Origin of the sequence: Buttiauxella cochleicola (assembly GCF_021283185.1) — a bacterium.
Lineage (GTDB): Bacteria > Pseudomonadota > Gammaproteobacteria > Enterobacterales > Enterobacteriaceae > Buttiauxella > Buttiauxella massiliensis.
The window spans coordinates 115,438-141,015 of record NZ_JAJSOS010000013.1 but is presented as its reverse complement, the minus strand read 5'-3'; the positions used below and the strand labels follow the sequence as shown (position 1 = coordinate 141,015).

The 25,578-nt window shown below is 50.7% G+C and carries 19 protein-coding genes and 1 riboswitch; of the genes, 15 read left to right on the top strand and 4 right to left on the bottom strand.

Going from position 1 to position 25,578, the window contains the following annotated elements; all coding sequences use genetic code 11:
• Positions 1-422 precede the first annotated feature (422 nt).
• The 4 genes from metA to aceK all read left to right on the top strand — a co-directional run bounded on the left by metA (position 423) and on the right by aceK (position 6,354).
• Complete coding sequence (gene metA, locus LVQ76_RS18995) at positions 423-1,352, top strand: homoserine O-acetyltransferase MetA (RefSeq protein WP_034457009.1); 930 nt, start codon at positions 423-425, stop codon at positions 1,350-1,352.
• Positions 1,353-1,611: 259 nt separating this feature from the next.
• Positions 1,612-3,210, top strand: coding sequence for a malate synthase A (gene aceB, locus LVQ76_RS18990; protein WP_232922266.1), 1,599 nt, complete (start codon positions 1,612-1,614; stop codon positions 3,208-3,210).
• A gap of 31 nt (positions 3,211-3,241) precedes the next feature.
• The gene (gene aceA / locus LVQ76_RS18985) at positions 3,242-4,552 is read left to right on the top strand and encodes an isocitrate lyase (protein WP_232922265.1); all 1,311 of its coding nucleotides are present in this window, start codon (positions 3,242-3,244) and stop codon (positions 4,550-4,552) included.
• Between the two features lie 59 nt (positions 4,553-4,611).
• Positions 4,612-6,354 carry a bifunctional isocitrate dehydrogenase kinase/phosphatase gene (gene aceK, locus LVQ76_RS18980; RefSeq protein ID WP_232922264.1) on the top strand — a complete coding sequence of 581 codons (1,743 nt, stop codon included), beginning with the start codon at positions 4,612-4,614 and terminating at the stop codon, positions 6,352-6,354.
• Here aceK and iclR read toward each other — a convergent pair.
• Entirely contained in the window at positions 6,351-7,184 is an 834-nt protein-coding gene (gene iclR, locus LVQ76_RS18975; RefSeq protein ID WP_151994243.1) for a glyoxylate bypass operon transcriptional repressor IclR, read from the bottom strand. The two genes, aceK and iclR, sit on opposite strands and share 4 nt — an antisense overlap.
• A 184-nt stretch (positions 7,185-7,368) precedes the next feature.
• Here iclR and metH point away from each other — a divergent pair, with 184 nt between their 5' ends.
• The 3 genes from metH to rluF all read left to right on the top strand — a co-directional run bounded on the left by metH (position 7,369) and on the right by rluF (position 14,065).
• Entirely contained in the window at positions 7,369-11,052 is a 3,684-nt protein-coding gene (metH, locus tag LVQ76_RS18970) for a methionine synthase (protein WP_232922263.1), read from the top strand.
• A gap of 361 nt (positions 11,053-11,413) precedes the next feature.
• Positions 11,414-13,042: a Na/Pi cotransporter family protein gene (locus LVQ76_RS18965; RefSeq protein WP_151994241.1), complete on the top strand. Its 1,629-nt coding sequence runs from the start codon at positions 11,414-11,416 to the stop codon at positions 13,040-13,042.
• A 144-nt stretch (positions 13,043-13,186) separates the two neighbouring features.
• The gene (gene rluF, locus LVQ76_RS18960) at positions 13,187-14,065 is read left to right on the top strand and encodes a 23S rRNA pseudouridine(2604) synthase RluF (RefSeq protein WP_064515328.1); all 879 of its coding nucleotides are present in this window, start codon (positions 13,187-13,189) and stop codon (positions 14,063-14,065) included.
• 1 nt (position 14,066) lies between these two features.
• On the opposite strand, the gene LVQ76_RS18955 is transcribed toward rluF, so the two are convergent.
• The gene (locus tag LVQ76_RS18955) at positions 14,067-14,339 is read right to left on the bottom strand and encodes a YjbD family protein (protein ID WP_064515331.1); all 273 of its coding nucleotides are present in this window, start codon (positions 14,337-14,339) and stop codon (positions 14,067-14,069) included.
• Between the two features lie 235 nt (positions 14,340-14,574).
• Between LVQ76_RS18955 and LVQ76_RS18950 the strand changes: the two genes are divergently transcribed.
• Together LVQ76_RS18950 and LVQ76_RS18945 are read left to right on the top strand one after the other, a co-directional pair.
• Positions 14,575-14,934 (top strand): type II toxin-antitoxin system RelE/ParE family toxin, encoded by a 360-nt coding sequence (locus LVQ76_RS18950; RefSeq protein WP_232865333.1) that lies wholly within the window; start codon positions 14,575-14,577, stop codon positions 14,932-14,934.
• A complete protein-coding gene (locus LVQ76_RS18945; protein ID WP_232922262.1) occupies positions 14,931-15,269 on the top strand; it encodes a helix-turn-helix domain-containing protein in 339 nt (112 codons plus the stop codon). The genes LVQ76_RS18950 and LVQ76_RS18945 overlap by 4 nt, the downstream gene beginning before the upstream one ends.
• Before the next feature lie 45 nt (positions 15,270-15,314).
• Here LVQ76_RS18945 and lysC read toward each other — a convergent pair whose 3' ends face one another.
• Complete coding sequence (gene lysC / locus LVQ76_RS18940; RefSeq protein ID WP_232904758.1) at positions 15,315-16,670, bottom strand: lysine-sensitive aspartokinase 3; 1,356 nt, start codon at positions 16,668-16,670, stop codon at positions 15,315-15,317.
• Positions 16,671-16,788: 118 nt separating this feature from the next.
• Positions 16,789-17,005: riboswitch (Lysine riboswitch) on the bottom strand.
• Between the two features lie 51 nt (positions 17,006-17,056).
• Positions 17,057-18,862: a cation:proton antiporter gene (locus LVQ76_RS18935; RefSeq protein WP_232904757.1), complete on the bottom strand. Its 1,806-nt coding sequence runs from the start codon at positions 18,860-18,862 to the stop codon at positions 17,057-17,059.
• A gap of 211 nt (positions 18,863-19,073) precedes the next feature.
• On the opposite strand from LVQ76_RS18935, the gene pgi reads away from it, so the two are divergent.
• The 6 genes from pgi to psiE all read left to right on the top strand — a co-directional run bounded on the left by pgi (position 19,074) and on the right by psiE (position 25,504).
• Positions 19,074-20,723 carry a glucose-6-phosphate isomerase gene (gene pgi / locus LVQ76_RS18930; protein ID WP_232904756.1) on the top strand — a complete coding sequence of 550 codons (1,650 nt, stop codon included), beginning with the start codon at positions 19,074-19,076 and terminating at the stop codon, positions 20,721-20,723.
• Between the two features lie 373 nt (positions 20,724-21,096).
• Entirely contained in the window at positions 21,097-21,342 is a 246-nt protein-coding gene (yjbE, locus tag LVQ76_RS18925; protein WP_064515341.1) for an exopolysaccharide production protein YjbE, read from the top strand.
• Positions 21,343-21,404: 62 nt separating this feature from the next.
• Positions 21,405-22,043, top strand: coding sequence for a YjbF family lipoprotein (locus LVQ76_RS18920; protein ID WP_232865340.1), 639 nt, complete (start codon positions 21,405-21,407; stop codon positions 22,041-22,043).
• A complete protein-coding gene (locus LVQ76_RS18915; protein WP_232922261.1) occupies positions 22,040-22,762 on the top strand; it encodes a capsule biosynthesis GfcC D2 domain-containing protein in 723 nt (240 codons plus the stop codon). Before LVQ76_RS18920 ends, LVQ76_RS18915 begins: the two co-directional genes overlap by 4 nt.
• The gene (locus LVQ76_RS18910) at positions 22,762-24,858 is read left to right on the top strand and encodes a YjbH domain-containing protein (RefSeq protein WP_232922260.1); all 2,097 of its coding nucleotides are present in this window, start codon (positions 22,762-22,764) and stop codon (positions 24,856-24,858) included. Before LVQ76_RS18915 ends, LVQ76_RS18910 begins: the two co-directional genes overlap by 1 nt.
• Positions 24,859-25,096: 238 nt before the next feature.
• Entirely contained in the window at positions 25,097-25,504 is a 408-nt protein-coding gene (gene psiE, locus LVQ76_RS18905; protein WP_134186069.1) for a phosphate-starvation-inducible protein PsiE, read from the top strand.
• Positions 25,505-25,578 lie beyond the last annotated feature (74 nt).

The following is a 25,578-nucleotide window of genomic DNA, read 5'->3' as shown; positions in this document are numbered from 1 at the left end:
GAGAGTAGGGAACTGCCAGGCTCCAAATAAACAAACAAGCCTCATGCGAAAGCATGGGGCTTTTTTGTGCTTGCTAAGTGGACAACATTGTCGGGAGCAATGTTGCACGTCGCTTGCGACGGCCCCGGAGGGGTGAGTATCAGGATGATACGAATACAAGCCCTGTACTGATGTTCAGGGCTTTTTGCTGTCTGCGATTTATGCAATTATCTTTCATATTCCCCTCTCAGCAAGCCAACCCCATCCATATAATCTACTGAAGTACCGGCTGTTAACCAGTCTATTCCCCTGCCTATAAAATCTGTGCTTAAGTGAAACATTTTCAACTATCTTATGAATACTCGACATTTGACAGTCGGCGAGTTATCTTCAGCTATCTGGATGTCTAAACGTTTAAACGTATGTTGTGAGGATATAAGGTTATGCCGATTCGGGTGCAGGATGAGTTACCAGCTGTCAATTTCCTGCGGGATGAGAATGTCTTTGTTATGACTACATCGCGCGCAAGCAATCAGGAGATCCGTCCGCTAAAGGTACTCATACTTAATCTGATGCCGAAAAAGATTGAGACGGAGAACCAGTTTTTACGTCTGCTTTCTAACTCTCCTCTACAGGTTGACGTTCAGCTGCTGCGCATTGATTCGCGTGAATCCCGTAATACACCAACTGAGCACCTCAATAACTTCTACTGTAATTTCGACGATATTCAGGATGAAAATTTTGATGGGCTTATCGTTACCGGTGCGCCATTGGGTCTGGTTGAGTTTAACGATGTGGCTTACTGGCCGCAGATCGAACAAGTAATTCATTGGGCTAAAGATCACGTCACCTCAACGCTATTTGTCTGTTGGGCTGTACAGGCTGCACTCAATATTCTTTACGGTATTCCTAAGCAAACGCGTAAAGAGAAATTGTCTGGCGTATATGAGCATAACCTCACTTACCCACACGCACTGTTAACTCGCGGCTTTGATGACACTTTCCTGGCACCACACTCGCGTTATGCCGATTTCCCTGCATCGTTGATTCGTGACTACACCGATCTCGAAGTTCTGGCCGAGTCAGAAGAAGGGGATGCTTATCTTTTTGGCAGTAAAGACAAGCGCATTGCATTTGTGACTGGCCATCCAGAATATGATTCGCACACGCTTTCTGGTGAGTATTTCCGCGACGTAGAAGCAGGTCTGAATCCCGATGTGCCTTATAACTATTTCCCGGGTAATGACCCGCAGAAGAAGCCACATGCAACCTGGCGTAGTCACGGAAATTTACTGTTCACAAACTGGCTGAACTACTACGTTTATCAGATCACACCGTTCGATCTGCGTCATATGAACCCAACGCTCGATTAAGCGTTTCAGCACCCCTTCACCTCTACGATCAAGGCACCTTTAGGTGCCTTTTTTGTTTTCTAAAAACCACTTCCCTCAATGACTAATTTTTAAATTCATAAATATCAATGTGATAAATGATTTTAAAATCAAAAATGGAAATAGTTTTTGATTTTAAAAAATCATGAAGTAGTCTTAACTCTGTTGAGTGAAAACCAGACACTGGACGTACCAGATAGAATTGGCGTTATTGACGGGATGAAATGAGGGGAGAGATCCAATGACACAACAGACAGTTAGCGCAGAGTTGGCCTTTAGCCAACCGTTTGGTGAACCAGAGCGACAGATACTGACGCCTGATGCAGTAGAGTTTCTCAGTGAGCTCGTCACCCGCTTTACACCGCAACGTAATAAGCTGCTGGCGGCACGCACCGTACAGCAAGCGGAAATTGATTCTGGAAAGCTTCCGGATTTTATTTCGGAAACCAGTTCCATTCGTGAATCTGAATGGACTATTCGTGGCATCCCAGCCGATTTACTCGACAGACGTGTCGAGATCACCGGTCCGGTTGAACGCAAGATGGTGATCAACGCTTTAAATGCTAACGTCAAAGTGTTCATGGCCGACTTTGAAGACTCACTGGCACCAAGCTGGAACAAAGTTATCGATGGGCAAATCAACCTGCGTGATGCAATAAACGGCACCATTAGCTGGACAAACGAAGCAGGTAAAATTTATCAGTTGAAGCCTGATCCGGCGGTACTGGTGTGCCGTGTTCGTGGCCTGCATTTACCGGAAAAACATGTCATCTGGCGCGATGAACCTATCCCAGGTAGCCTGTTCGACTTCGCACTCTACTTCTTCCACAACGTAGACTCTCTACTGGCTAAAGGAAGCGGCCCATATTTCTATCTGCCAAAAACCCAATCCTGGCAGGAAGCGGCCTGGTGGAGTGAAGTATTCAGCTTTACTGAGGATCATTTCTCTCTACCGCGCAGCACTATCAAAGCAACATTGCTGATCGAAACGTTACCTGCGGTATTCCAGATGGATGAGATCCTGCATGCGCTGCGCGATCATATCGTTGGGTTGAACTGCGGCCGCTGGGATTACATTTTCAGCTATATCAAGACGTTGAAAAATCATCCGGACCGCATTCTTCCCGATCGTCAGTCCGTCACTATGGAAAAGCCTTTCCTGAACGCTTACTCCCGTCTGCTGATCAAAACTTGCCATCGTCGCGGTGCTTTCGCTATGGGCGGTATGGCGGCATTCATTCCAAGTAAAGACAGCCAACGCAATGAATGGGTACTCAATAAAGTTAAAGCAGATAAGCAGATGGAAGCGACCAACGGCCATGACGGCACATGGATTGCGCATCCGGGTCTTGCCGACACTGTGATGGAGGTCTTTAGCAAAGCGCTGGGGGAAGACAAAAACCAGCTGCATGTTCTGCGTGAAGAAGATGCGCCAATTACTGCGGCACAACTGCTGGAAGCATGTCCTGGTGAACGCACCGAAGCAGGTATGCGCGCCAACATTCGTGTTGCTGTGCAGTACATAGAAGCGTGGATCTCAGGCAATGGTTGCGTGCCGATCTACGGTCTGATGGAAGATGCCGCGACTGCGGAAATTTCACGAACTTCTATCTGGCAGTGGATCCACCATCAAAAAACGTTGAGTAACGGTGAGACGGTCACTAAGGCACTGTTCCGCCAAATGCTGGCCGAAGAGATGTTCGTTATTCAGGAGGAGCTAGGTGACAAACGTTTCAGCCAGGGGCGCTTTGATGAAGCGGCCCGCCTGATGGAGCAGATCACCACTTCCGATACGCTTATCGACTTCCTGACGCTGCCGGGCTACCGCCTGCTTGCTTAATCTTACTCAATAATAATATGGAGCATCTGCCATGACTAAAACCTCACGCAACCAACAAATCCAACAATTACAACAAGATTGGACGCAACCACGCTGGGAAGGCATCAAACGTCCGTACACTGCAGAAGAAGTCGTTAAACTGCGCGGTTCGGTAAACCCGGAATGTACCCTGGCGCAAAATGGCGCAGCGAGAATGTGGCGTCTGCTGCATGGCGAATCGAAAAAGGGTTACATCAATAGCCTCGGTGCATTAACTGGTGGGCAGGCTTTGCAACAGGCGAAAGCCGGTATCGAAGCTATCTATCTTTCTGGCTGGCAGGTGGCGGCGGATGCCAACCTTGCATCCAGCATGTACCCGGATCAATCGCTGTATCCAGCAAACTCAGTACCTGCGGTGGTTGATCGGATCAACAACACGTTCCGTCGCGCCGATCAGATCCAGTGGGCATCGAACATTGAAGAAGGTGATCCGCGTTATGTCGATTACTACCTGCCGATCGTGGCCGATGCTGAAGCTGGGTTTGGCGGCGTACTAAATGCTTATGAGCTGATGAAATCGATGATTCAGGCCGGTGCGGCAGCCGTTCACTTTGAAGATCAGCTCGCATCGGTTAAGAAATGCGGCCATATGGGCGGTAAGGTATTGGTTCCTACTCAAGAAGCGATTCAGAAACTGGTTGCGGCACGTCTTGCAGCTGACGTAATGGGAGTCCCAACACTGGTTATCGCTCGTACTGACGCTGATGCGGCAGATTTGATTACCTCTGATTGCGACGAATACGACCGCGAGTTTGTGACTGGTGAGCGCACACAAGAAGGGTTCTACCGCACGCGTGCAGGTATTGAACAAGCTATCAGTCGTGGGCTTGCATATGCGCCATACGCTGACCTGGTGTGGTGTGAAACCTCGAAGCCAGATCTCGACCAGGCTCGCCGTTTTGCTGATGCCATCCATGCCCGTTTCCCAGGCAAACTGCTGGCATACAACTGCTCGCCATCGTTTAACTGGAAGAAAAATCTCGACGACAAAACCATCGCTTCGTTCCAGGAAGAGCTGTCAGCAATGGGCTACAAATACCAATTTATTACGCTGGCGGGCATTCACAGCATGTGGTTCAACATGTTCGACCTGGCACACGCTTACGCACAGGGTGAAGGGATGCGCCATTACGTGGAAAAAGTGCAGCAGCCAGAATTTGCCGCAGCACCTGAAGGCTACACCTTCGTTTCCCATCAGCAGGAAGTGGGCACCGGTTATTTCGACAACGTGACGACGATTATCCAGGGTGGCGCTTCTTCGGTTACAGCGTTAACCGGTTCAACGGAAGAAGATCAGTTCTAAGTTTTCGTAGGGCGGATACGCAGCGCGTCATCCGCCGTTTTTATGCTGTGAGGTAACCTATGACGCGACGGCTGGAACTGTTAATTACCCACACCATCCTGCAAGGTTTTGACGCACAGTATGGCCGCTTTCTTGAAGTGACCGCGGGAGCCCAGCAGCGTTTTGAGCAAGCAGACTGGCATGCAGTTCAGCAAGCGATGAAAAGCCGTATCCATCTCTACGATCACCACGTTGGCCTGGTGGTGGAGCAATTGCGTTGCATCACTGGCAGTCACAATACTGACGACGAGTTTTTACTGCGTGTCAAAGCGCAGTACACACAATTGTTACCCGATTACCCTCGTTTTGAAATTGCCGAAAGCTTTTTCAATTCTGTTTATTGTCGACTGTTCGATCACCGCTCGTTATCTCCCGAGCGGCTTTTTATCTTTAGTTCTCAGGAAGAAAAGCGCTTTCGTGAGATCCCTCGTCCGCTATCAAAGTCCTTTACTCCAGCTTTAGGTTGGCAGCCGCTTTTGCGTTCTTTGCTAAGAGATTTACCTTTGCGTTTGCCGTGGCAAGATTTGGCGCGAGACGCGGGTTACATCATCGCGCATCTGACCGAAACCTTTGGCTCTGAGGCTTTGCAGCATGCTTCCCTTGAAGTCGCCAATGAGTTGTTTTATCGCAATAAAGCCGCCTGGCTTGTGGGTAAGTTGGTCTTGCCGAACGGTAAGGTACCGTTTTTATTGCCAATTCATCGCACTGATGACGGCTATCTGGTCGTTGATACTTGTTTAACCAGCGCCGCCGAAGCGAGCATTGTCTTCGGTTTCGCCCGTTCCTATTTTATGGTTTATGCACCACAACCTGCGGCTCTGGTGGAGTGGTTGCGTGAGCTGTTGCCAGGTAAAACGACTGCCGAACTGTATATGGCAATTGGCTGCCAGAAACACGGTAAAACCGAAAGCTACCGCGAATATCTGACATATATCTCAGCCACTGATGAGCAGTTTATTGAAGCGCCAGGTATTCGTGGCATGGTGATGCTGGTGTTTACGTTGCCTGGCTTTGACCGGGTATTCAAAGTGATTAAAGACAAGTTCGCGCCGCAAAAAGAGGTCACTGCTGAACGTGTGCGCGAATGCTATCAGCTGGTCAAAGAGCACGATCGTGTCGGGCGTATGGCCGATACCCAGGAGTTTGAGAATTTTGTGCTGTCTAAACATCAGATTAGCCAGCCATTGATGGCGTTATTACAGCAGGAAGTGCCTGAAAAACTGACCGACCTCGGTGACCGGATCGCCATCAGCCATCTTTATATTGAACGCCGAATGGTGCCGCTAAATTTATGGCTTGAGCAGGTGGAAGGGCAGCAATTACGCGACGCAGTGGAAGAATACGGTAACGCCATCCGCCAACTTGCCGCCGCCAATATCTTCCCAGGCGACATGCTGTTTAAAAACTTTGGCGTAACCCGGCACGGGCGCGTGGTGTTCTACGATTACGATGAAATTTGCTATATGACCGAAGTGAATTTTCGCAACGTACCGCCGCCGCGTTACCCTGAGGACGAACTCTCTGCCGAGCCGTGGTACAGCGTGGCGCCAGGCGACGTGTTCCCGGAAGAGTTTCGTCACTACTTATGCGCTGACCCGCGTATTCGCCAGATATTCGATGAAATGCACAGCGACTTGTTCCGCGCTGACTATTGGCGTGCGTTGCAGGAACGTATCCGCAATGGCCACGTAGAAGATGTCTTTGCTTATCGTAAACGCCAAAGATTTATTCTTCGTTTTGGCGATTTAAAGCAGGCGGGTTAGCGCCCGCCGCCGTATGCCTGAGTAATCTCTTTCGCCGCTTTAATTACTAACGCGCCCAACTCGGTAACGCGGTCATCTGTCACGCGTGATATTGGGCCGGAAATGGAAATCGCCGCAAAGGCTTCATGATGTTCATCATAGATACACGCCGCCACGCAACGCAGCCCCAGCGCATGTTCTTCATCATCAAATGAATATCCACGCTTACGCGTTTGCGCCAAATCTTCTTTCAGATGCAGTGGGGAGGTCAGTGTGGCAGGGGTATAGCTATGCAACCCTTTACGATGCAGCAGAGTTGCGACCTGGTCGTCACTCAAATTCGCGAGAAACACCTTTCCTGCACCTGATGCATGCATGGGTAATTTGCCGCCGATTGGGGCTGACATCCGCATAAGCTGGGCGCATTGCACCTGGTCGATAATAATCGCCTGATGATCGCTATGGTCGAGCACCGCAAGATTCACCGTTTCGCCGGAATCTTCCATCAGCTTGCGCAGCATCGGGTGAACAATGGCCAACAGATTACGACTTTGCAGGAAGCTACTACCCACCACAAACGCATGCGCGCCAATCGTCCAGTGTCCGAGATCGCCGATCTGGCGCACAAAGCCAAGTTGTTGCATGGTGGTCAGTAGACGATGAGTCGTGGAGTTAGGTAAACCAGCCTGTTGTGCCAGCTCGGTAAGGGCAACACTACCGTGTGATTCAGCAATCCATTCAAGCAATTTCAGGCCGCGAGTAAGCGACTGAACCTGTCCGGTGGGTTGTGGTGCGGCCACAGTGGCAGCGCGCGGTTTTTTTCCACGTTTAGCGGGAACGGCAGCAACCATAACTGACTCCTGTTTTCGTATCGTGGAAATCATTTTCGTTTTATTTGGCGATAATGCAACCAGCATTGGACTCATCGGATCAGTCAGGTGAACATGTCTCATGTTCCATTGCTTTGCGACTATTACAAGTTATGACAGTATGCCTTGTGGGCTGACAGGCTTGGGTAAACAGGTGGGAGTTAGAGTGAGCAATAAATTAGAAAAACTGCATCAGCAGTTGCAACAACGCATTTTGGTACTGGATGGTGGTATGGGAACCATGATCCAGAGCTACCGTCTTGATGAAAGCGATTTTCGCGGAGAGCGCTTTGCGGACTGGCCTTGTGACCTGAAAGGGAACAACGACTTGTTGGTGCTGAGCAAGCCAGAAATCATTGCCGCTATTCACTACGCCTATTTTGAAGCGGGTGCCGACATTGTCGAAACCAACACCTTCAACTCAACAACCATCGCGATGGCGGATTACCAAATGGAATCCCTGTCGGCAGAAATCAACTTTGAGGCGGCGAAGCTCGCCCGTGCCTGTGCTGATGAATGGACAGCACGCACACCAGAAAAACCGCGCTACGTGGCAGGTGTGTTAGGCCCAACTAACCGTACTGCATCTATTTCACCTGACGTGAACGATCCGGCATTCCGTAACGTGACCTTTGATCTGCTGGTGGAAGCCTACCGTGAATCTACACGTGCGCTGGTGGAAGGTGGATCTGACCTCATCATGATTGAGACGGTGTTCGATACCCTGAATGCCAAAGCCGCTATTTTTGCGGTTAAAACCGAATTTGAAGCGCTGGGTGTTGATCTACCGATCATGATTTCCGGCACCATCACCGACGCTTCAGGCCGTACCCTTTCCGGCCAGACTACTGAGGCCTTCTATAACTCATTACGCCATGCTGACGCGCTGACCTTCGGCCTGAACTGTGCGTTGGGACCTGACGAACTGCGCCAGTACGTCGCTGAGCTTTCACGCATCGCTGATTGCTACGTTACCGCACACCCGAACGCAGGCTTGCCGAACGCCTTCGGTGAATACGATCTCGATGCAGCTGAGATGGCGCGCCAGATTGGCGAATGGGCGCAGGCAGGTTTCCTGAACATTATTGGCGGTTGCTGCGGTACCACGCCGGCACATATTGCGGCGATGAGCAAAGCCGTGGAAGGCGTTGCCCCACGTAAAATACCAGACCTGCCAGTGGCATGCCGTCTGGCGGGCCTTGAGCCGCTGAACATTGGCGCCGATAGCCTGTTTGTCAACGTGGGTGAACGTACCAACGTCACCGGTTCTGCCAAGTTTAAGCGCCTGATCAAAGAAGAAAAATATAACGAAGCGTTGGAAGTAGCACTTCAGCAGGTTGAAAGCGGCGCGCAAATCATCGATATCAACATGGATGAAGGGATGCTCGACGCCGAAGCGGCGATGGTGCGTTTCCTCAACCTGATTGCCGGTGAGCCAGATATTGCCCGCGTGCCCATCATGATTGACTCCTCAAAATGGGACGTCATCGAAAAAGGGCTGAAGTGTATTCAGGGCAAAGGCATTGTTAACTCCATCTCCATGAAAGAAGGAGTGGAACCGTTTATCCATCACGCCAAACTGGTGCGCCGTTACGGTGCCGCGATGGTGGTCATGGCATTTGACGAAGTCGGCCAGGCGGATACCCGCGAGCGTAAAATTGAAATTTGCCGCCGCGCCTACAAAATTCTGACCGAAGAAGTCGGCTTCCCGCCGGAAGACATTATTTTCGACCCGAATATCTTTGCCGTTGCGACCGGGATTGAAGAACACAACAACTACGCACAGGACTTCATCGGTGCGTGTGCCGACATCAAACGCGAATTGCCTCATGCGATGATTTCAGGCGGCGTATCGAACGTGTCGTTCTCCTTCCGTGGTAACGACCCGGTACGTGAAGCGATCCACGCAGTATTCCTCTACTACGCCATTCGTAACGGTATGGATATGGGGATTGTTAACGCCGGGCAACTGGCGATATATGACGATCTCTCCCAAGAATTACGCGATGCGGTAGAAGACGTAATTCTTAACCGTCGCGACGACAGCACCGAACGTTTGCTGGATCTGGCCGAGAAATATCGCGGTAGCAAAAGTGACGACGGTGCGGCCGCACAGCAAGCCGAATGGCGTAGCTGGGATGTGAAAAAGCGTCTTGAATACTCGCTGGTGAAAGGTATCACTGAGTTTATTGAACTCGATACAGAAGAAGCCCGTCAGCAGTCTGAACGCCCGATTCAGGTTATCGAAGGCCCGTTGATGGACGGCATGAACGTGGTCGGCGACCTGTTCGGCGAAGGGAAAATGTTCCTGCCGCAGGTGGTGAAATCGGCACGCGTGATGAAACAGGCGGTGGCGTACCTCGAACCGTACATTGAAGCCAGCAAAGAGAAAGGATCTACCAACGGTAAAATCGTGCTCGCCACGGTGAAAGGCGATGTTCATGACATCGGCAAAAATATCGTGGGTGTGGTGCTGCAATGTAACAACTACGAAATCATCGACCTTGGCGTAATGGTGCCAACCGAGAAGATTTTGAAAACAGCTCGTGAAGTGGGGGCCGATATTATCGGTCTGTCTGGCTTGATTACCCCGTCGCTGGATGAAATGGTGAACGTCGCCAAAGAGATGGAGCGCCAGGGCTTTAAGCTGCCGCTGCTGATTGGTGGTGCGACAACCTCCAAAGCGCACACGGCGGTGAAAATCGAGCAGAATTACAGTGGGCCAACGGTTTATGTGCAGAATGCCTCACGTACCGTAGGTGTCGTGGCAGCACTGCTCTCTCCGACTCAGCACGACGAGTTTGTGGAACGCACGCGCAAAGAATATGTCACTGTTCGTACCCAACACGCGCGTAAAAAACCACGCACGCCGCCAGTGTCACTTGCTGCTGCCCGTGAAAACGATCTCGCATTTGATTGGGCAAGCTATACGCCGCCAGTCCCGCATCGCCCTGGTGTGCAGGAAGTCACGGCAAGCATCGAAACGCTGCGTAACTACATCGACTGGACGCCGTTCTTTATGACCTGGTCGCTGGCCGGGAAATATCCGCGCATCCTCGAGGATGAAGTGGTGGGTGAAGAGGCGAAACGCCTGTTTAAAGATGCCAACGACATGCTCGACAAACTGCATAACGAAAAACTGCTGACCCCACGTGGTGTCGTCGGCCTGTTCCCGGCAAACCGTGTGGATGATGACATCGAAATCTATCGTGATGAATCCCGCACCCATGTGCAAACTGTCGCACACCATTTGCGCCAACAGACCGAGAAAGTCGGTTTTGCCAACTACTGTCTGGCTGACTTTGTCGCACCAAAACATAGTGGCAAAGAAGATTACATCGGTGCGTTTGCGGTCACCGGTGGCATGGAAGAAGACGCGTTAGCAGAAGGCTACGAAGCGCAGCATGATGATTACAATAAAATCATGGTGAAAGCGTTGTCCGACCGTCTGGCTGAGGCTTTTGCGGAATATTTGCATGAGCGTGTGCGCAAGGTTTACTGGGGCTACGCGCCAACGGAGAACCTCAGCAACGAAGAGCTTATCCGCGAAAACTACCAAGGGATTCGTCCGGCACCGGGTTACCCGGCCTGCCCGGAACACACTGAAAAAGCGACTATCTGGGAACTGCTGGATGTAGAGAATGTGGTGGGGATGAAACTCACCGAATCCTACGCCATGTGGCCAGGTGCGTCTGTTTCCGGCTGGTACTTCAGCCACCCTGACAGCAAATATTACGCTGTGGCGCAGATTCAGCGCGACCAGGTAGAAGATTATGCGCGCCGTAAAGGGATGTCTGTCACCGATGTTGAACGTTGGTTAGCACCTAACCTCGGTTACGACGCGGACTAATCCGCTTCGACCTGGTTTACTTGCCATTTTGAACCTGGGCAGTACTCGCCCCCTCAGGTACTACGTGTACGTGAGGGGCTGTGCGCTGTTCGAGTTCAAACTGGCTGCTACGCCGACGGTCGATCACTGAATTCCTTCCTTTTCCCCTTCTTACATCCCGAAACGTTTATTTGTCGCCAGGCGTTATATACTGGAAAGAGAAGGAATTTCGAAGAGTTACCCAAAATAATTCGAGTTGTATGAAGGCGGCAAGCGAGTGAATCCCCAGGAGCTTACTAAAGTAAGTGACTGGGGTGAACGAGTGCAGCCAACGCTCATACAACTTGAAGTATGACGGGTATAAAATTTTCCAGGAGAAAGTGTGCTGACATTACTGCATCTACTTTCTGCGGTGGCGCTACTGGTATGGGGCACGCACATTGTGCGTACCGGCATCATGCGCGTTTACGGTGCAAATCTCCGTAGCGTACTTAGCCGCAGTGTTGAAAAAAAACCGTTCGCCTTTTGCGCAGGTATTGGCGTAACCGCACTGGTGCAAAGCAGCAACGCCACCACAATGTTGGTCACCTCTTTTGTGGCACAGGATCTGGTGGCGCTTACCCCTGCGTTGGTGATTGTGCTGGGCGCGGATGTTGGTACCGCGTTGATGGCGCGAATCCTGACCTTTGATCTCTCGTGGCTTTCTCCGCTACTCATCTTCATTGGCGTTATTTTCTTCCTCAGCCGCAAACAAACGCGCGCCGGACAACTTGGCCGCGTGGGCATTGGCCTCGGGTTGATTTTGCTGGCGCTGGAGTTGATTGTTGCTGCGGTGACGCCAATTACTCAGGCATCCGGCGTGCAGGTCATTTTCGCCTCGTTAACCGGCGATATCATGCTCGATGCGTTGATTGGCGCAATGTTCGCCATCATCAGTTATTCAAGCCTTGCTGCAGTTTTGCTGACCGCCACGCTGACTTCCGCGGGAATTATTTCGTTTGATGTCGCGCTTTGTCTGGTGATTGGTGCCAACCTCGGCTCTGGCCTGTTAGCGATGATCAATAACAGCACCGCTAACGCCGCTGCCCGCCGTGTTGCACTCGGCAGTTTGTTGTTCAAGCTGGTGGGCGGCGTGATTGTGCTGCCATTCGTACATATTCTTGCTGATGCGATGCAAAAACTCTCCCAGCCTGAATCTGAACTGGTTATCTACTTCCACGTGTTCTACAACCTGATTCGCTGCCTGGCAATGGTGCCATTTGCCGGTGTAATGGCACGTTTTTGCCGTAACGTGATTAGTGAGACTCCTGAAGTTGATGCGCGTATGAAGCCGAAACATCTTGATGTAACGGCTCTCGATACCCCAGCACTAGGCCTATCCAACGCAGCGCGTGAAACCTTGCGTATGGGTGATGTGCTGGAGCAAATGTTGGAAACCTGGAGCAAAGTGATGCACGGAGAGCCACGCCAGGAGAAGGAACTGCGTAAGCTCGCCGATGATGTGGATGTGCTCTATACCGCAATCAAACTGTATATGGCGCAAATGCAAAAAGAGGAACTGGCCGAAGTCGAATCCCGCCGCTGGGCAGAGATTATTGAAATGTCGCTAAACCTGGAACAGGCGGCAGATATTCTTGAGCGTATGGGGAGTGAGGTAGCGGATAAATCGTTGGCCACTCGTCGGGCATTCTCGCCAGATGGCCTGAAAGAACTGGATATTCTGCTCCAACAGTTAACCAGCAACCTGAAGCTCAGCCTGTCGGTATTTTTCTCAGCCGACGTGAACAGTGCGCGGCGTTTGCGCCGTAATAAACATCGCTTCCGTATTCTTAACCGCCGATTCTCACACGCGCACGTTGACCGCCTGCATCAGCAAAACGTGCAGAGCATTGAAACCAGCTCACTACACCTCGGTTTGCTTGGTGATATGAAGCGCCTGAACTCACTGTTCTGCGCGGTCGCATACAGCGTACTTGAACAGCCTGATGATGACGAAAGGGACGAGTACTGATCGAAAAGGCACTTTCAATTAGCCGTAATTGCGGCGACGCCTGCCAAATAACCCCCTTTGCGGGCAATGAACTTCGCGTTTGTTGCCCGAGTCTGTTCGCATCGCCCTTCATGTAATGTATATTCCGGGTTTTACGGAGGAACCATGCTGACCAACTCATCTATACGTCTGAACAAATACATTAGCGAGAGCGGTATCTGCTCCCGCCGCGACGCCGATCGTTACATCGAACAGGGAAATGTTTTTATTAACGGCAAACGCGCCGCGATTGGCGATCAGGTATTTGCCGGAGATGTGGTGAAGGTCAACGGTCAATTAATCGAACCCCGTGACGAAGACGACCTGGTACTTATCGCACTCAATAAACCGGTGGGCATTGTAAGTACCACCGAAGATGGTGAGAAAGACAACATTGTCGATTTCGTTAACCACAGTAAACGCGTTTTCCCGATTGGGCGCTTAGATAAAGACTCTCAGGGTCTGATTTTCCTCACCAATCATGGCGATCTGGTGAATAAAATCCTGCGTGCCGGGAATGACCACGAAAAAGAATATGTCGTTACGGTAAATAAACCAGTCACCGATGAGTTCATTCGCGGTATGGGGGCGGGCGTTCCGATGCTAGGAACTGTAACCAAGAAATGCAAAGTGAAGAAAGAAGCTCCCTTTGTGTTTCGTATCACGCTGGTGCAAGGGCTCAACCGCCAGATTCGCCGTATGTGCGAACACTTTGGTTATGACGTGACGAAGCTTGAACGTACCCGCATCATGAATGTCAGCATGAAAGGGCTGCCATTGGGTGAGTGGCGTGATTTGACTGACGATGAGTTAGTTGAATTGTTTAAGCTGATCGAGAATTCGTCTTCTGAAGCGAAACCGGCGGCCAAAGCAAAAGCTAAACCGAAGGCGGTTGCGGTGAAAAAACCTGTCGTTAGCGGGCCGAAGAGTGCTGCTAAAACCCCGGCAGAGCTAGCTTCACGTAAACGTTTTGCTCAGCCAGGGCGCAAGAAGAAGGGGCGCTAAATTAGCGCTTCCCACGTGAATGGCTGTTTGCAGACCAGGAATAAGTTGCAGATGTATCTGGTTTTGCCGCTTTTTGCTTTTTAATCTGGCGGACTTTTTTGGCCTCCTGTTCACGTGCTGCTATCAGTTGGTCAATATAAGTTTTTTTAACGTGGTTGATTTCTGAGTTTGTCAGGGGGCGACCATGGGCGATGCGTGCGCGGTCAAGCCGCGTTTTCAATTCGCGCTGCTCGGCTTCGGTCATGTCTTGTTGTGTCAGTCTTGATGTGGACATTATTGCGGCCTCTTAAGAAGTGGCCTCCAGTGTAAAGCAAACTGCTCCCAGGCTCAGTAAAAATCAGCTTTCTGCATGCAATTTGCAGCCGCCCCAGGATATTTTGCGAACCTCATTCGTAGTTAAACACTTCTTCTTTTACTCCCTGAATTAAAAAAGGCAGCTTATCTGCAGGTAAGGCTTATGTTTTTCTAATCTCGAGTTTGGTATAAAATTTTATACAAGGGAATGTCAAATGGTCAGGCAATCTGGCGTTCAGGAAAAAGAGATCGTTTGGATTGGAACATCTTATTCAGACTTTCTTACGTTTCCAGCTACGGCAAAGAGAGATGCAGGTTATCAGCTCCACAGAGTGCAAAACGATTTACCTCCCGAAAACTGGAAGATAATTTCTGAGCTTGGGGCTGGGGTATGCGAGCTAAGATTGCGCGAAGATACCGGTATTTTCCGCGTCATGTATGTTGCAAAATTCGACGAGGCCATATACGTATTACATTGTTTTAAGAAGAAAACACAGAAAATGACCGGGCCCGATAAAGAAGTTACAAGCGCCCGATATAAAGCGGTATGCCACTACCGAAGGGGTCCTGAATGACTGCAAAAATCGATACTCGTATTCGACATATAACGCCTGCGGGAACGAACATTTTTCTCGACCTTGGTTTTTCCTCCGAAGAGGCGGAACAACTGTATTCTGACTCAACAAATGAAATTGCGAATGCCAAAGCCATTAAAGAGCAGCTGATGGAAGAGATAGCTCAGTGGATCGAGGCGCATCAACTCAAGCAGGCAGAAGTGGCGGCGGTGTTGCATATTTCTCGTCCTCGCGTGTCGGATGTCGTGAACAAGAAAACCAGTAAATTTACCATTGATGCATTAGTTAACATGCTCAGCCGTATCGGCAAGCCAGTCAGTGTTTCTGTAGGATAAAAGCAAAAAGCCCGGTTTCCCGGGCCATTTGTTTACCACTTCGTTTTATTCAAACAGATTGTGATGAAGTTTCTGCACTACTTTTTCAGCGTCGTCGCCAGGCACCAGGAAGCACAGGTTGTAGCTGGATGCGCCATAGCAAATCATGCGAATGTTGAAGGGGTCGAGAACGCCAAACACCTCTTTGCCCACGCCGCAGGCCTGGGAAAGTTTGTTACCGATGATGGCAATCAGGGCGAGGTTTTCTTCCACTTCTACGCGGCACAGTGAGGAAAGCTCGGTCAGCAGCGACGTGGTCAGCGGGCTATCACTATTGGAAGTTGAACCCGTGGTATCGAGCGTTAGCGCAATGCTAACTTCTGAAGTGGTAATCAAATCAACAGAAACATTATGTTGCGCCAGAATGTTGAACACTTCCGCCAGGAAACCATGGGAGTGCAGCATGCTCAGGCTATTGAGCGTCACCAGGGTTTGTTTACGACGTAATGCCAGAGCACGGAACAGAGGTGGATTTTCTGTTTTGTTACAAACCAGGGTACCACCTGCTTTTGGGTCTTTGCTGGAGCCGACAAACACCGGAATATCGCTACGCACCGCTGGCATTAATGTCGCTGGATGCAGTACTTTTGCGCCGAATGTTGCCATTTCAGCTGCTTCTTCAAAAGCAATTTTGTCGATGCGTTTTGCGGCTGGCACTACACGTGGGTCGGTGGTGTAAATCCCCGGCACGTCAGTCCAGATATCAACGCGGCTGGCATGCAGTGCTTCACCCAACAAAGCCGCTGTATAGTCGCTGCCGCCACGTCCAAGCGTGGTGGTGCGGCCTTTCGCTTCACTACCAATAAAACCTTGAGTGATAACCAGAGATTGAGCCAGGCGTGGCTGAAGCTGTTGGTTTGCCAGTTCTGCTAATGTAGCGACATCTGGTTCAGCACGGCCAAAGCGGTCATTGGTGCGCATGATTTTGCGGATATCGAACCATTGGGCATCGACTTTGCGTTCGCGTAGGATCTCCACGAACAGCAGCGTAGACATCAATTCACCGTGGCTAACCAACTCATCAGTTAACGCGGTTGAAGTAGCAAGGGATGCCGCTTCAGCGAGTGTGGTGATGTTTTCAAGCAGGCGTTCAACTTCTTCGCGGATGATTTGCGGATTTGCCAGGCGCTCAACAATGTCATATTGAATTTTGCGAATCGCATCGAGCTTAACAAAACGCTCTGTTGCTTCCAGGCCGCTTGCCAACGCAACCAGCAAATTGGTGATACCCGCAGATGCTGAAAGAACAACAACGCGAACGTTTTCATCAGCCAGCACCACGTCGGCGCTGCGGTTCATCGCGTCGTAATCAGCTACGCTTGTGCCGCCAAATTTGGCAATAACGGTTTGTGGATAGGACATTACGGTACAGCCTCGTGTCAAAGAAACAGCCATGGGAATGGCAAAAAAATTAATCAGCCTTGGCACAAGGGAAGAGCGGGATAGGGGAGGACGTAGAAAAGTAAACTTGAACTACGATTCACCCAGAAGCGCCCCACCTTGTTTCCCCAACTCCTTTGCGAAATTGGGGAATATGAAGCACTAGTGCTCCTGGTGACAGCCCAAGGGATTCAGCCCCCGTGGCCGATAATGCACGCTGCCATACGCACACTACCTCGGCGCCGCTCCCCCTCCTGTGTCGTCTGCGGATTGGCTCCTCAAACACGATACCTGGGCGGCGCGCCTCTTCTGGCTTACTCACAAGTGAGCAAGTAGCCGTATAGAAATAAAATTTTATGCGCCAGATGTCAACGCCTGGAAGCCGGAGATTTATCTGTCTGGACCAGTGCAATCAACGTGCAGGGCAGTGTTGGCGTCGTTTTACCGTTTATCGCAACAGTTTTTCCTTCTTCCAGACGAGCAAAAAGTGGCACAACTCCGCGATTTTTCTCCAGATATTCCATCCAGCCAAAATTTTCATTCAGACGTGTCGCTTTTATGGTCGCCCCTTTGGCTAACAGACTGCTCAAACTACTCCAGGTGACATCTTCAGGAAAAAGTTTCTCATGGCGGCGAAAGCGTGCGCTTTCGTTGCTGCCTCGTCCTTTCAAAGCGGAACCGGAACGAATAGCGAAAACCTTATCGTTGCCAAAAATATGGCTGAAGTGATACACCGCCAGCGCGTTTTGATGGCGGTTTGGAGAAAGTGCCAGCACCTGGGCGGTATTGCTTAAATCGAGAAAGTTTTCCGCATGTTCCGACCAGGCATTGCCGTAATAGGCCGGTAACCCTTCCATGCGTGCCAGGCGGTAATATTCCCAGCTATTGTCGGTGAGAATGACAGGTATATTTTGTTTCACCAGCGCGTGGGCGAGCGTTCGCGCGACAGTATTCGCCCCAATAATCAGCACACCACGAGGTTTACGTTGTTGTACACCTAACCACCTGGCAAGCGGTCCACTGGTCAGGCTTTGCAAAACTACGGTGCCAATAATAATGGCGAACACCACGCTCACCAGTTTATCCGCTCCCTCGTAACCGCTTTTTTGTAGCGTCAGCGCGAATAACGAACTCACTGCCGCCGCGACAATGCCGCGCGGAGAAATCCAACTTAACAGCAGCTTTTCGCGCAGGGTTAACGACGAACCGAGGGTAGAAATTGCAATACATAATGGTCGGGCGACAAACTGAATCACCAGCAGCAAAGCAACCAGCGGCCAACCCATCGCCAGCACGCCATGAATATCGAGGCGTGCTGCCAGAATAATAAATAGTGCTGAGATAAGAATTGCGGAGAGTTCTTCTTTGAAGGCGACGATATCGCTGACATCCACATCACGCATATTCGCAAGCCATATGCCCAGTAACGTGACGGCCAATAAACCTGACTCATCGGCTAGCGTGTTTGATAGCCCAAAGGTCAGCAGGACCACCGCCAGTACCGCAAAGTTTTGTAGATAACTCGGAAACCAGACGCGCTTTAAAGCCGTACCCAGTAACCAACCAAATAGCCCGCCGCAGGCTAACCCGACCACCACTGTTTGCGCGAAGATAATCACCAGGTGCAGGTTCGAGCCCGCTTCCTGGCGCAGCGTAATAAATTCGAAAACTAATAATGTGAAGATCGCACCGACCGGGTCGATAACAATCCCTTCCCAACGCAGCACCTGATTAATCGCGGCATTGGGACGCACCACGCGCATTAGCGGTGCGATAACTGTCGGGCCGGTAACAACCGTAACGGCGCCCACCAGTGCGGCTAACGCAGGGTCTAAGCCCAGTAGCCCCCAACAGGCGAGGCTGATAACCCCAAAGGTCGCCAGCATTCCTATGCTCACCAGATTACGCACCACGCCGCCTAATCCACGAATCTCATCAAAACGCAGTGTCAGGGCACCCTCGAACAAAATAATGGCGACCGACAAGGAGACAATAGGAAACAGCAGTTCGCCAAACAATTGATCAGGGTTGAGCACGTGAGTAAACGGGCCAAGAATCAAACCGAATAACAGCAAAGGCAGGATGGCCGGAAGCCGAATTGCCCACGCCAGCCATTGCGCTACCAGCGAACTGATCGTGATAACCACCAACAAAAGAGGTACGGACAGTTCCATAAAATTTTTACCTTACCTGGTTTACGAAGCCATACTGTTTTTCTCAGTGTAGACGGGGTCACCGAGGGCTGAGTCCCACCCGGCAACTTTTTCGCGGCCACATAATCTGAAACGGTATTCCCGGTGCAATGGTAGAAAAATCATCACAAATCCTGTTTTGTGGATATACAATTGACCGCAGTCACAGTTCTCAAATCAAAAGGGTAACGCTATGAAAAATATCAACCCAACGCAGACCGCTGCATGGCAGGCTTTACAGGCGCATTTTGACGAAATGAAAGACGTCACAATCGCTGAGCTGTTTGCTCAGGATGCTGACCGCTTTGGTAAATTCTCCGCCACTTTCGACGATTTAATGCTGGTGGATTACTCCAAAAACCGCATCACCGAAGAAACCCTGACCAAGCTGCAAGCGTTGGCAAAAGAGACGGATTTGCAAGGCGCAATCAAATCCATGTTCTCTGGCGAGAAGATTAACCGCACTGAAGATCGCGCCGTGCTGCACGTTGCATTGCGTAACCGCAGCAACACGCCAATCATTGTTGATGGCAAAGATGTAATGCCAGAAGTGAACGCGGTGCTTGAGAAGATGAAAACCTTCTCTGAGAGCATCATCAGCGGTAACTGGAAAGGCTACACCGGCAAAGCGATTACTGACATTGTGAACATCGGTATTGGCGGTTCAGACCTCGGCCCATTCATGGTGACCGAAGCACTGCGTCCGTACAAAAACCACCTCAATATGCACTTTGTATCTAACGTTGATGGCACTCACATTGCCGAAGTGCTGAAGAACGTTGACCCGGAAACCACGCTGTTCCTGGTCGCGTCTAAAACCTTCACCACGCAAGAAACTATGACCAACGCCCACAGCGCGCGCGACTGGTTCCTGGCAACTGCTGGCGATAACAAACACGTCGCGAAACACTTCGCCGCGCTGTCTACCAACGCGAAAGCCGTTGGCGAGTTCGGCATCGACACTGCCAACATGTTTGAGTTCTGGGATTGGGTCGGCGGCCGTTATTCCCTGTGGTCCGCAATTGGCTTGTCCATCATCCTGTCTGTGGGTTACGAAAACTTCGTAGAACTGCTGTCTGGCGCACACGCGATGGACCAGCATTTTGCTAACACCCCGGCAGAACAGAACCTGCCAGTGCTGCTGGCGCTGATCGGTATCTGGTACAACAATTTCTTCGGCGCTGAAACCGAAGCAATTCTGCCATACGACCAGTACATGCACCGTTTTGCGGCTTACTTCCAGCAGGGCAACATGGAATCCAACGGTAAGTATGTTGACCGTAACGGCAATGCTGTGGATTACCAGACTGGCCCAATTATCTGGGGTGAGCCTGGCACTAACGGCCAGCACGCGTTCTACCAGCTGATTCACCAGGGCACCAAAATGGTTCCTTGTGACTTCATCGCACCAGCGACCAGCCACAACCCGCTTTCTGACCACCATCCAAAACTGCTGTCTAACTTCTTTGCTCAGACAGAAGCACTGGCATTTGGTAAAGCTCGCGAAGTGGTTGAGCAGGAATATGCAGCTCAGGGTCTGGATCCTAAAACACTGGATCACGTTGTGCCGTTCAAAGTGTTCGAAGGTAACCGTCCAACCAACTCCATCCTGCTGCGTGAAATCACTCCGTTCAGCCTGGGTGCACTGATTGCGCTGTATGAGCACAAGATCTTCACTCAGGGTGCAATTCTGAACATCTTCACCTTCGATCAGTGGGGCGTGGAATTAGGTAAGCAACTGGCTAACCGTATTCTGCCGGAGCTGGGTGATGCGGCTGAAATCAGCACTCATGACAGTTCTACGAACGGTTTAATTAACCGTTATAAGTCCTGGCGTGCTTAATTAGCATTTAGCATTAAATATAAGCCGGCCTTATGGTCGGCTTATTTATTTAAATAAGATAATTCCCCTTGTCGCTTAATATCCTCGAATTACCTCGCTGAGGTTAATCCTAAAAAAACCTATAACCTGATAATTCAGCAGGTTTACTTTCGGATTAATAAGATTATATTTTCTCTTTATTATATTTTAACTGTCTGTTTTTTATCATTTAAATGAAATAAAAGTTTTCCCAGCATAGTTATATTTCCAATTATCTTAAAGCTCACTCCTTATTCCTCGCTACGGTCTGCCGCTATTACTTGTTGTGTATACTCGAAAGCGCCTGAAATTCCTTTTGGGCAAATCTCCATTCATTCAATGAAGGGAAATTGTTATGAAGAAAGTTCTTTATGGCGCTTTAGCCATATTCACGCTGGCAGCAGCTGGTGCGGCGAGTGCAGATCCGGTTGCTGTAGGTGAAGCCGCTGGTGCACAAGCTACTTACGAGTCCGCAGGGAGTTCTACTGCGGCCAGTGCCAGCACTGTCGGGTCAGCAGTGGGTGTAGCACTTGCTGCAACCGGTGGCGGTGATGGTTCCAATACTGGGACCACAACAACCACAACGACCAGCACCCGATAAATCCCGGGTGATTTAATCCTAACCACACTTCGGTGTGGTTATTTCGACTCCGGGGAAACCTCGTGCAGCGACTCGTAATTCTTCTTGTTTGCCTGTTACTTCAGGCTTGCTCTGCCACCACTAAAGGTCTTGGCTCATCGCTCTGGCACAGTATTGTCGGCAGTGATGGCGTACAGCTTACCCATGACGATATTCAGAATATGCGCTACGCCAGCCAGTACATGAGCATCAATAACGGCCCGCAAATATTTGTCGTTCTGGCATATGACGAAAACGGCCAGCAAAAATGGGTAACGCAAGACCGGGCGATGATCGTCACCGAACAGGGCCGCATCGTAAAAACCACCGGTCTTGGCGACAACCTCCAGCAAGTGACTAATACGCCAAACGACCCGCTGGTACATGCAAATCAGATAACCGATGGCGCGAGTTGGACGCGGCAAATTGCCTGGACTGAGCATCAGCAGGCGCGAATGGCGACAGCGCATTCAACCTTTACCTGGGATGGCACCGACACGCTAAAAGTTGCTGAAAGCACCACGCCCGTTCGTGTTCTCGATGAAGAAATCACCGCCGATGGCAAAACCTGGCATAACCGCTTCTGGATAGACAGCGAAGGTCATATACGTCAGTCAAAACAATATATTGGCCCGGATTATTGGCCTGTCACTACGATTTTGTTGAAGGCGGCCAAAGAATGAAATTAACAGCATCCATGTTATTTTTAGCGCTAAGCAGCACGCTTTCTTACGCCGCTGGAAACGTGACTATTTACCCCGGCAATCAGCAACTCACCAACCTAGAACGCCTCGGTGATTTAGTCTCGCAGCCCTCACTTGCGCGGGCCTGGTGGCCAGGCGCGGTAATTAGCGAACGGCAGGCAACAGCGGTTGCAGAACAAGAGCACCAGAAATTGTTAACCGCTTTATCGGGTTTCGCCGCCGAAGAAGACGGTGACGATGCCGCAGCCATCAACGGCATGCGCCAACAGATGCAGGCCATTCACGTTACCGGGCGGCAGTTTGTCGATCTCGACCCCGACTGGGTGCGTGTTCACCCTCGCGCCAATGTTCCGCTGCAAGGCGATTACAGCCTGTGGGCCGGGCCACAGCCCTCCACAATCACGCTGATGGGGCTGGTGAGTTCACCGGGTGTGAAACCTTTCGTTGCCGGGCGCAGTGCCGACGAATATCTCGATGGTGTCGACAAACTCAGCGGAGCTGACCGCAGTTTCGCATGGGTGATTTACCCGGACGGCAAAACCCAAAAAGCGCCAGTGGCCTACTGGAATAACCGCCATGTCGAACTCACACCGGGCAGCATCCTGTTTGTCGGCTTTAAAGAGCGACTATTTAACTCTGATTTCAACGACTTGAATCAGCAAATCCTTAACTCTCTGACTCATCGGAGACCGGATTGATGAACAAAAAATATCTCTACAGCCTGCTCGCGCTGGCTGTATCTACTGCCTGCCAGGCAGAAACCTTTCCAGACCCAGTAGGCCCGTCGCAATCGGATTTTGGCGGTGTGGGTTTGCTGCAAACACCGACTGCACGCATGGCACGAGAAGGCGAGTTTAGCCTTAACTATCGCGATAACGATCAGTACCGCTTCTACTCTGCCTCGGTGCAGCTTTTCCCGTGGCTGGAAACGACTTTGCGCTACACCGACGTGCGCACCAGAGAGTACAGCAGCGTCGAGGCTTTCTCGGGTAACCAGACTTACAAAGATAAAGCCTTCGACATGAAAGTTCGCCTTTGGGAAGAAGGCTATTACCTGCCGCAGGTGTCGGTGGGTGTGCGTGACTTAGGCGGCACCGGTTTGTTCGATAGCGAATATGTTGTGGCGAGCAAAGCCTGGGGACCGTTCGATTTTAGCCTCGGCATGGGCTGGGGCTACATGGGCACCAGCGGCAATGTGAAAAACCCGTTTTGTGAAATGAGCGATGGCTTCTGCTATCGCGATAACAGCTACAACCAGGCGGGATCGTTCAACTTTAGCGGCATGTTCCACGGACCGGCATCACTGTTCGGCGGTATTGAATACCAGACTCCGTGGCAGCCGCTGCGCCTGAAAGCGGAATACGAAGGTAACAATTACACTCAGGATTTTGCCGGAAAACTCGAGCAACGTAGCAGCTTTAACGTCGGCGCTATTTATCGTGTCACCGATTGGGCCGACGTTAACGTCAGCTACGAGCGCGGCAATACCTTTATGTTTGGTGTCACGCTGCGAACTAACTTCAACGACTTGCGCCCTGGCTATAACGATAATCGTCGCCCGCAATACCAGCCGCAGCCGCAAGATGAAATTTTACAGCCGACGGTTGTCGCAAATCAGCTGACGCTTCTTAAATACAATGCAGGCCTGGCAAACCCGAATATTCAGGTGAAAGGCGACACCCTATATGTCACGGGTGAGCAGGTGAAATACCGCGACTCCCGTGAAGGCATCGAGCGTGCTAACCGCATTATCATGAATGACCTGCCGGAGAATATTCGCACCATCCGCGTGACGGAAACCCGCCTGAATATGCCGCAGGTGACGACCCAAACGGATGTCGCCAGCCTGCAAAACCATCTGGAAGGCGAGCCGCTGGGGCATGAAACACAGCTTGTGCAAAAACGTGTTGAACCGGTTATTCCTGAGAAAACCGAACAGGGTTATTACATCGATAAATCGAAGGTGAATTTCTCGATTAACCCGGTACTGAACCAATCTGTCGGCGGGCCAGAAAGTTTCTACATGTATCAGGTTGGCGTGATGGGAACTGCTGACTGGTGGGTGACGGATCACTTGCTGACCACGGGTAGCCTCTTTGCCAACATCGCCAATAACTACGACAAATTTAACTACACCAATCCACCAAAAGACTCGACACTGCCGCGCGTGCGTACCCACGTCCGTGACTACGTTGAGAACGATATTTACGTCAACAACCTGCAAGCCAACTACTTCCAGTATTTGGGCAACAGCTGGTACGGACAGGTGTACGGCGGTTATCTCGAAACCATGTATGGCGGGGTGGGCGCGGAAGTGTTGTACCGCCCGGTCGACAGCAATTGGGCGATTGGTGCCAACGCTAACTACGTCAAACAGCGTGACTGGCGTAGTGCGCAGGACATGATGAAGTTCACCGATTACAGCGCGCCAACCGGCCACATTACCGGTTACTGGGCGCCACCGTTTGCTGATGACGTGCTGGTTAAACTCAGCATCGGCCAATATCTGGCGAAAGATAAGGGTGGCACGTTGGAAATCTCCAAACGCTTCGACAGCGGCGTGGTTGTCGGCACTTATGCGACCATTACCAACGTGTCGAAAGAAGAGTACGGGGAAGGGGACTTCACCAAAGGTTTCTACGTCAATGTGCCGCTGGATATCTTCTCGTCTTCACCAACCCGCAGCCGGGCGCAAGTGAGCTGGACACCGCTGACGCGTGACGGTGGGCAGATGGTGGGACGCAAGTTTGAGTTGTATGGGATGACGAGCGATCGGGATATTAATTTCAGGTAACGAGGGTTTATTGGAACCTGATGGGGTTCCAATAATTACGAGGATGGGTGATCGGAGGTTTTCCTTTCACCGCTTCGGTAATTTCATTTATCACTGAATACCTGGTGAACGGAACCGTCACCAATCTGCCATAAGGACCATCCTCCGGCAGCGAACGGTTATATAAGTAAATAATTGAGATCAAGATCACATTTTTAACGTATAACAACACCTCTATACCAGAACACGAGGCGTTCCTATGACAACCACCCCCGGCGTTGAGCTCATCGCTAAAGTTATGCAAATGGTCCTCAATCTGGCGTTGCTTGCGCTTGGCTTAATCCTCATCATCTTCCTGGGTAAAGAAACGCTGCATTTAGCCACATCGTTGTTTGCACCCACCGATCAAGCCAGCAAGTACCAGCTGATTGAAGGGCTGGTGGTTTACTTCCTGTACTTCGAATTTATCGCGTTGATCGTTAAATACTTTCAGTCGGGTTATCACTTCCCGCTGCGCTACTTTATCTATATCGGTATCACCGCCATTGTGCGTCTTATCATCATCGACCATAAAGATCCGCGCGATGTGCTGATTTACTCCGGAGCAATCCTGGTGCTGGTGATTACGTTGTGGCTGTGTAATAGCAATCGCTTAAAACGAGAATAAAAAAAGGCGGCCTAAGGGCCGCCATAAGTAAATCCAAGGTCAAATGAGGGGGACAGTGGCATTACATCAGGTAG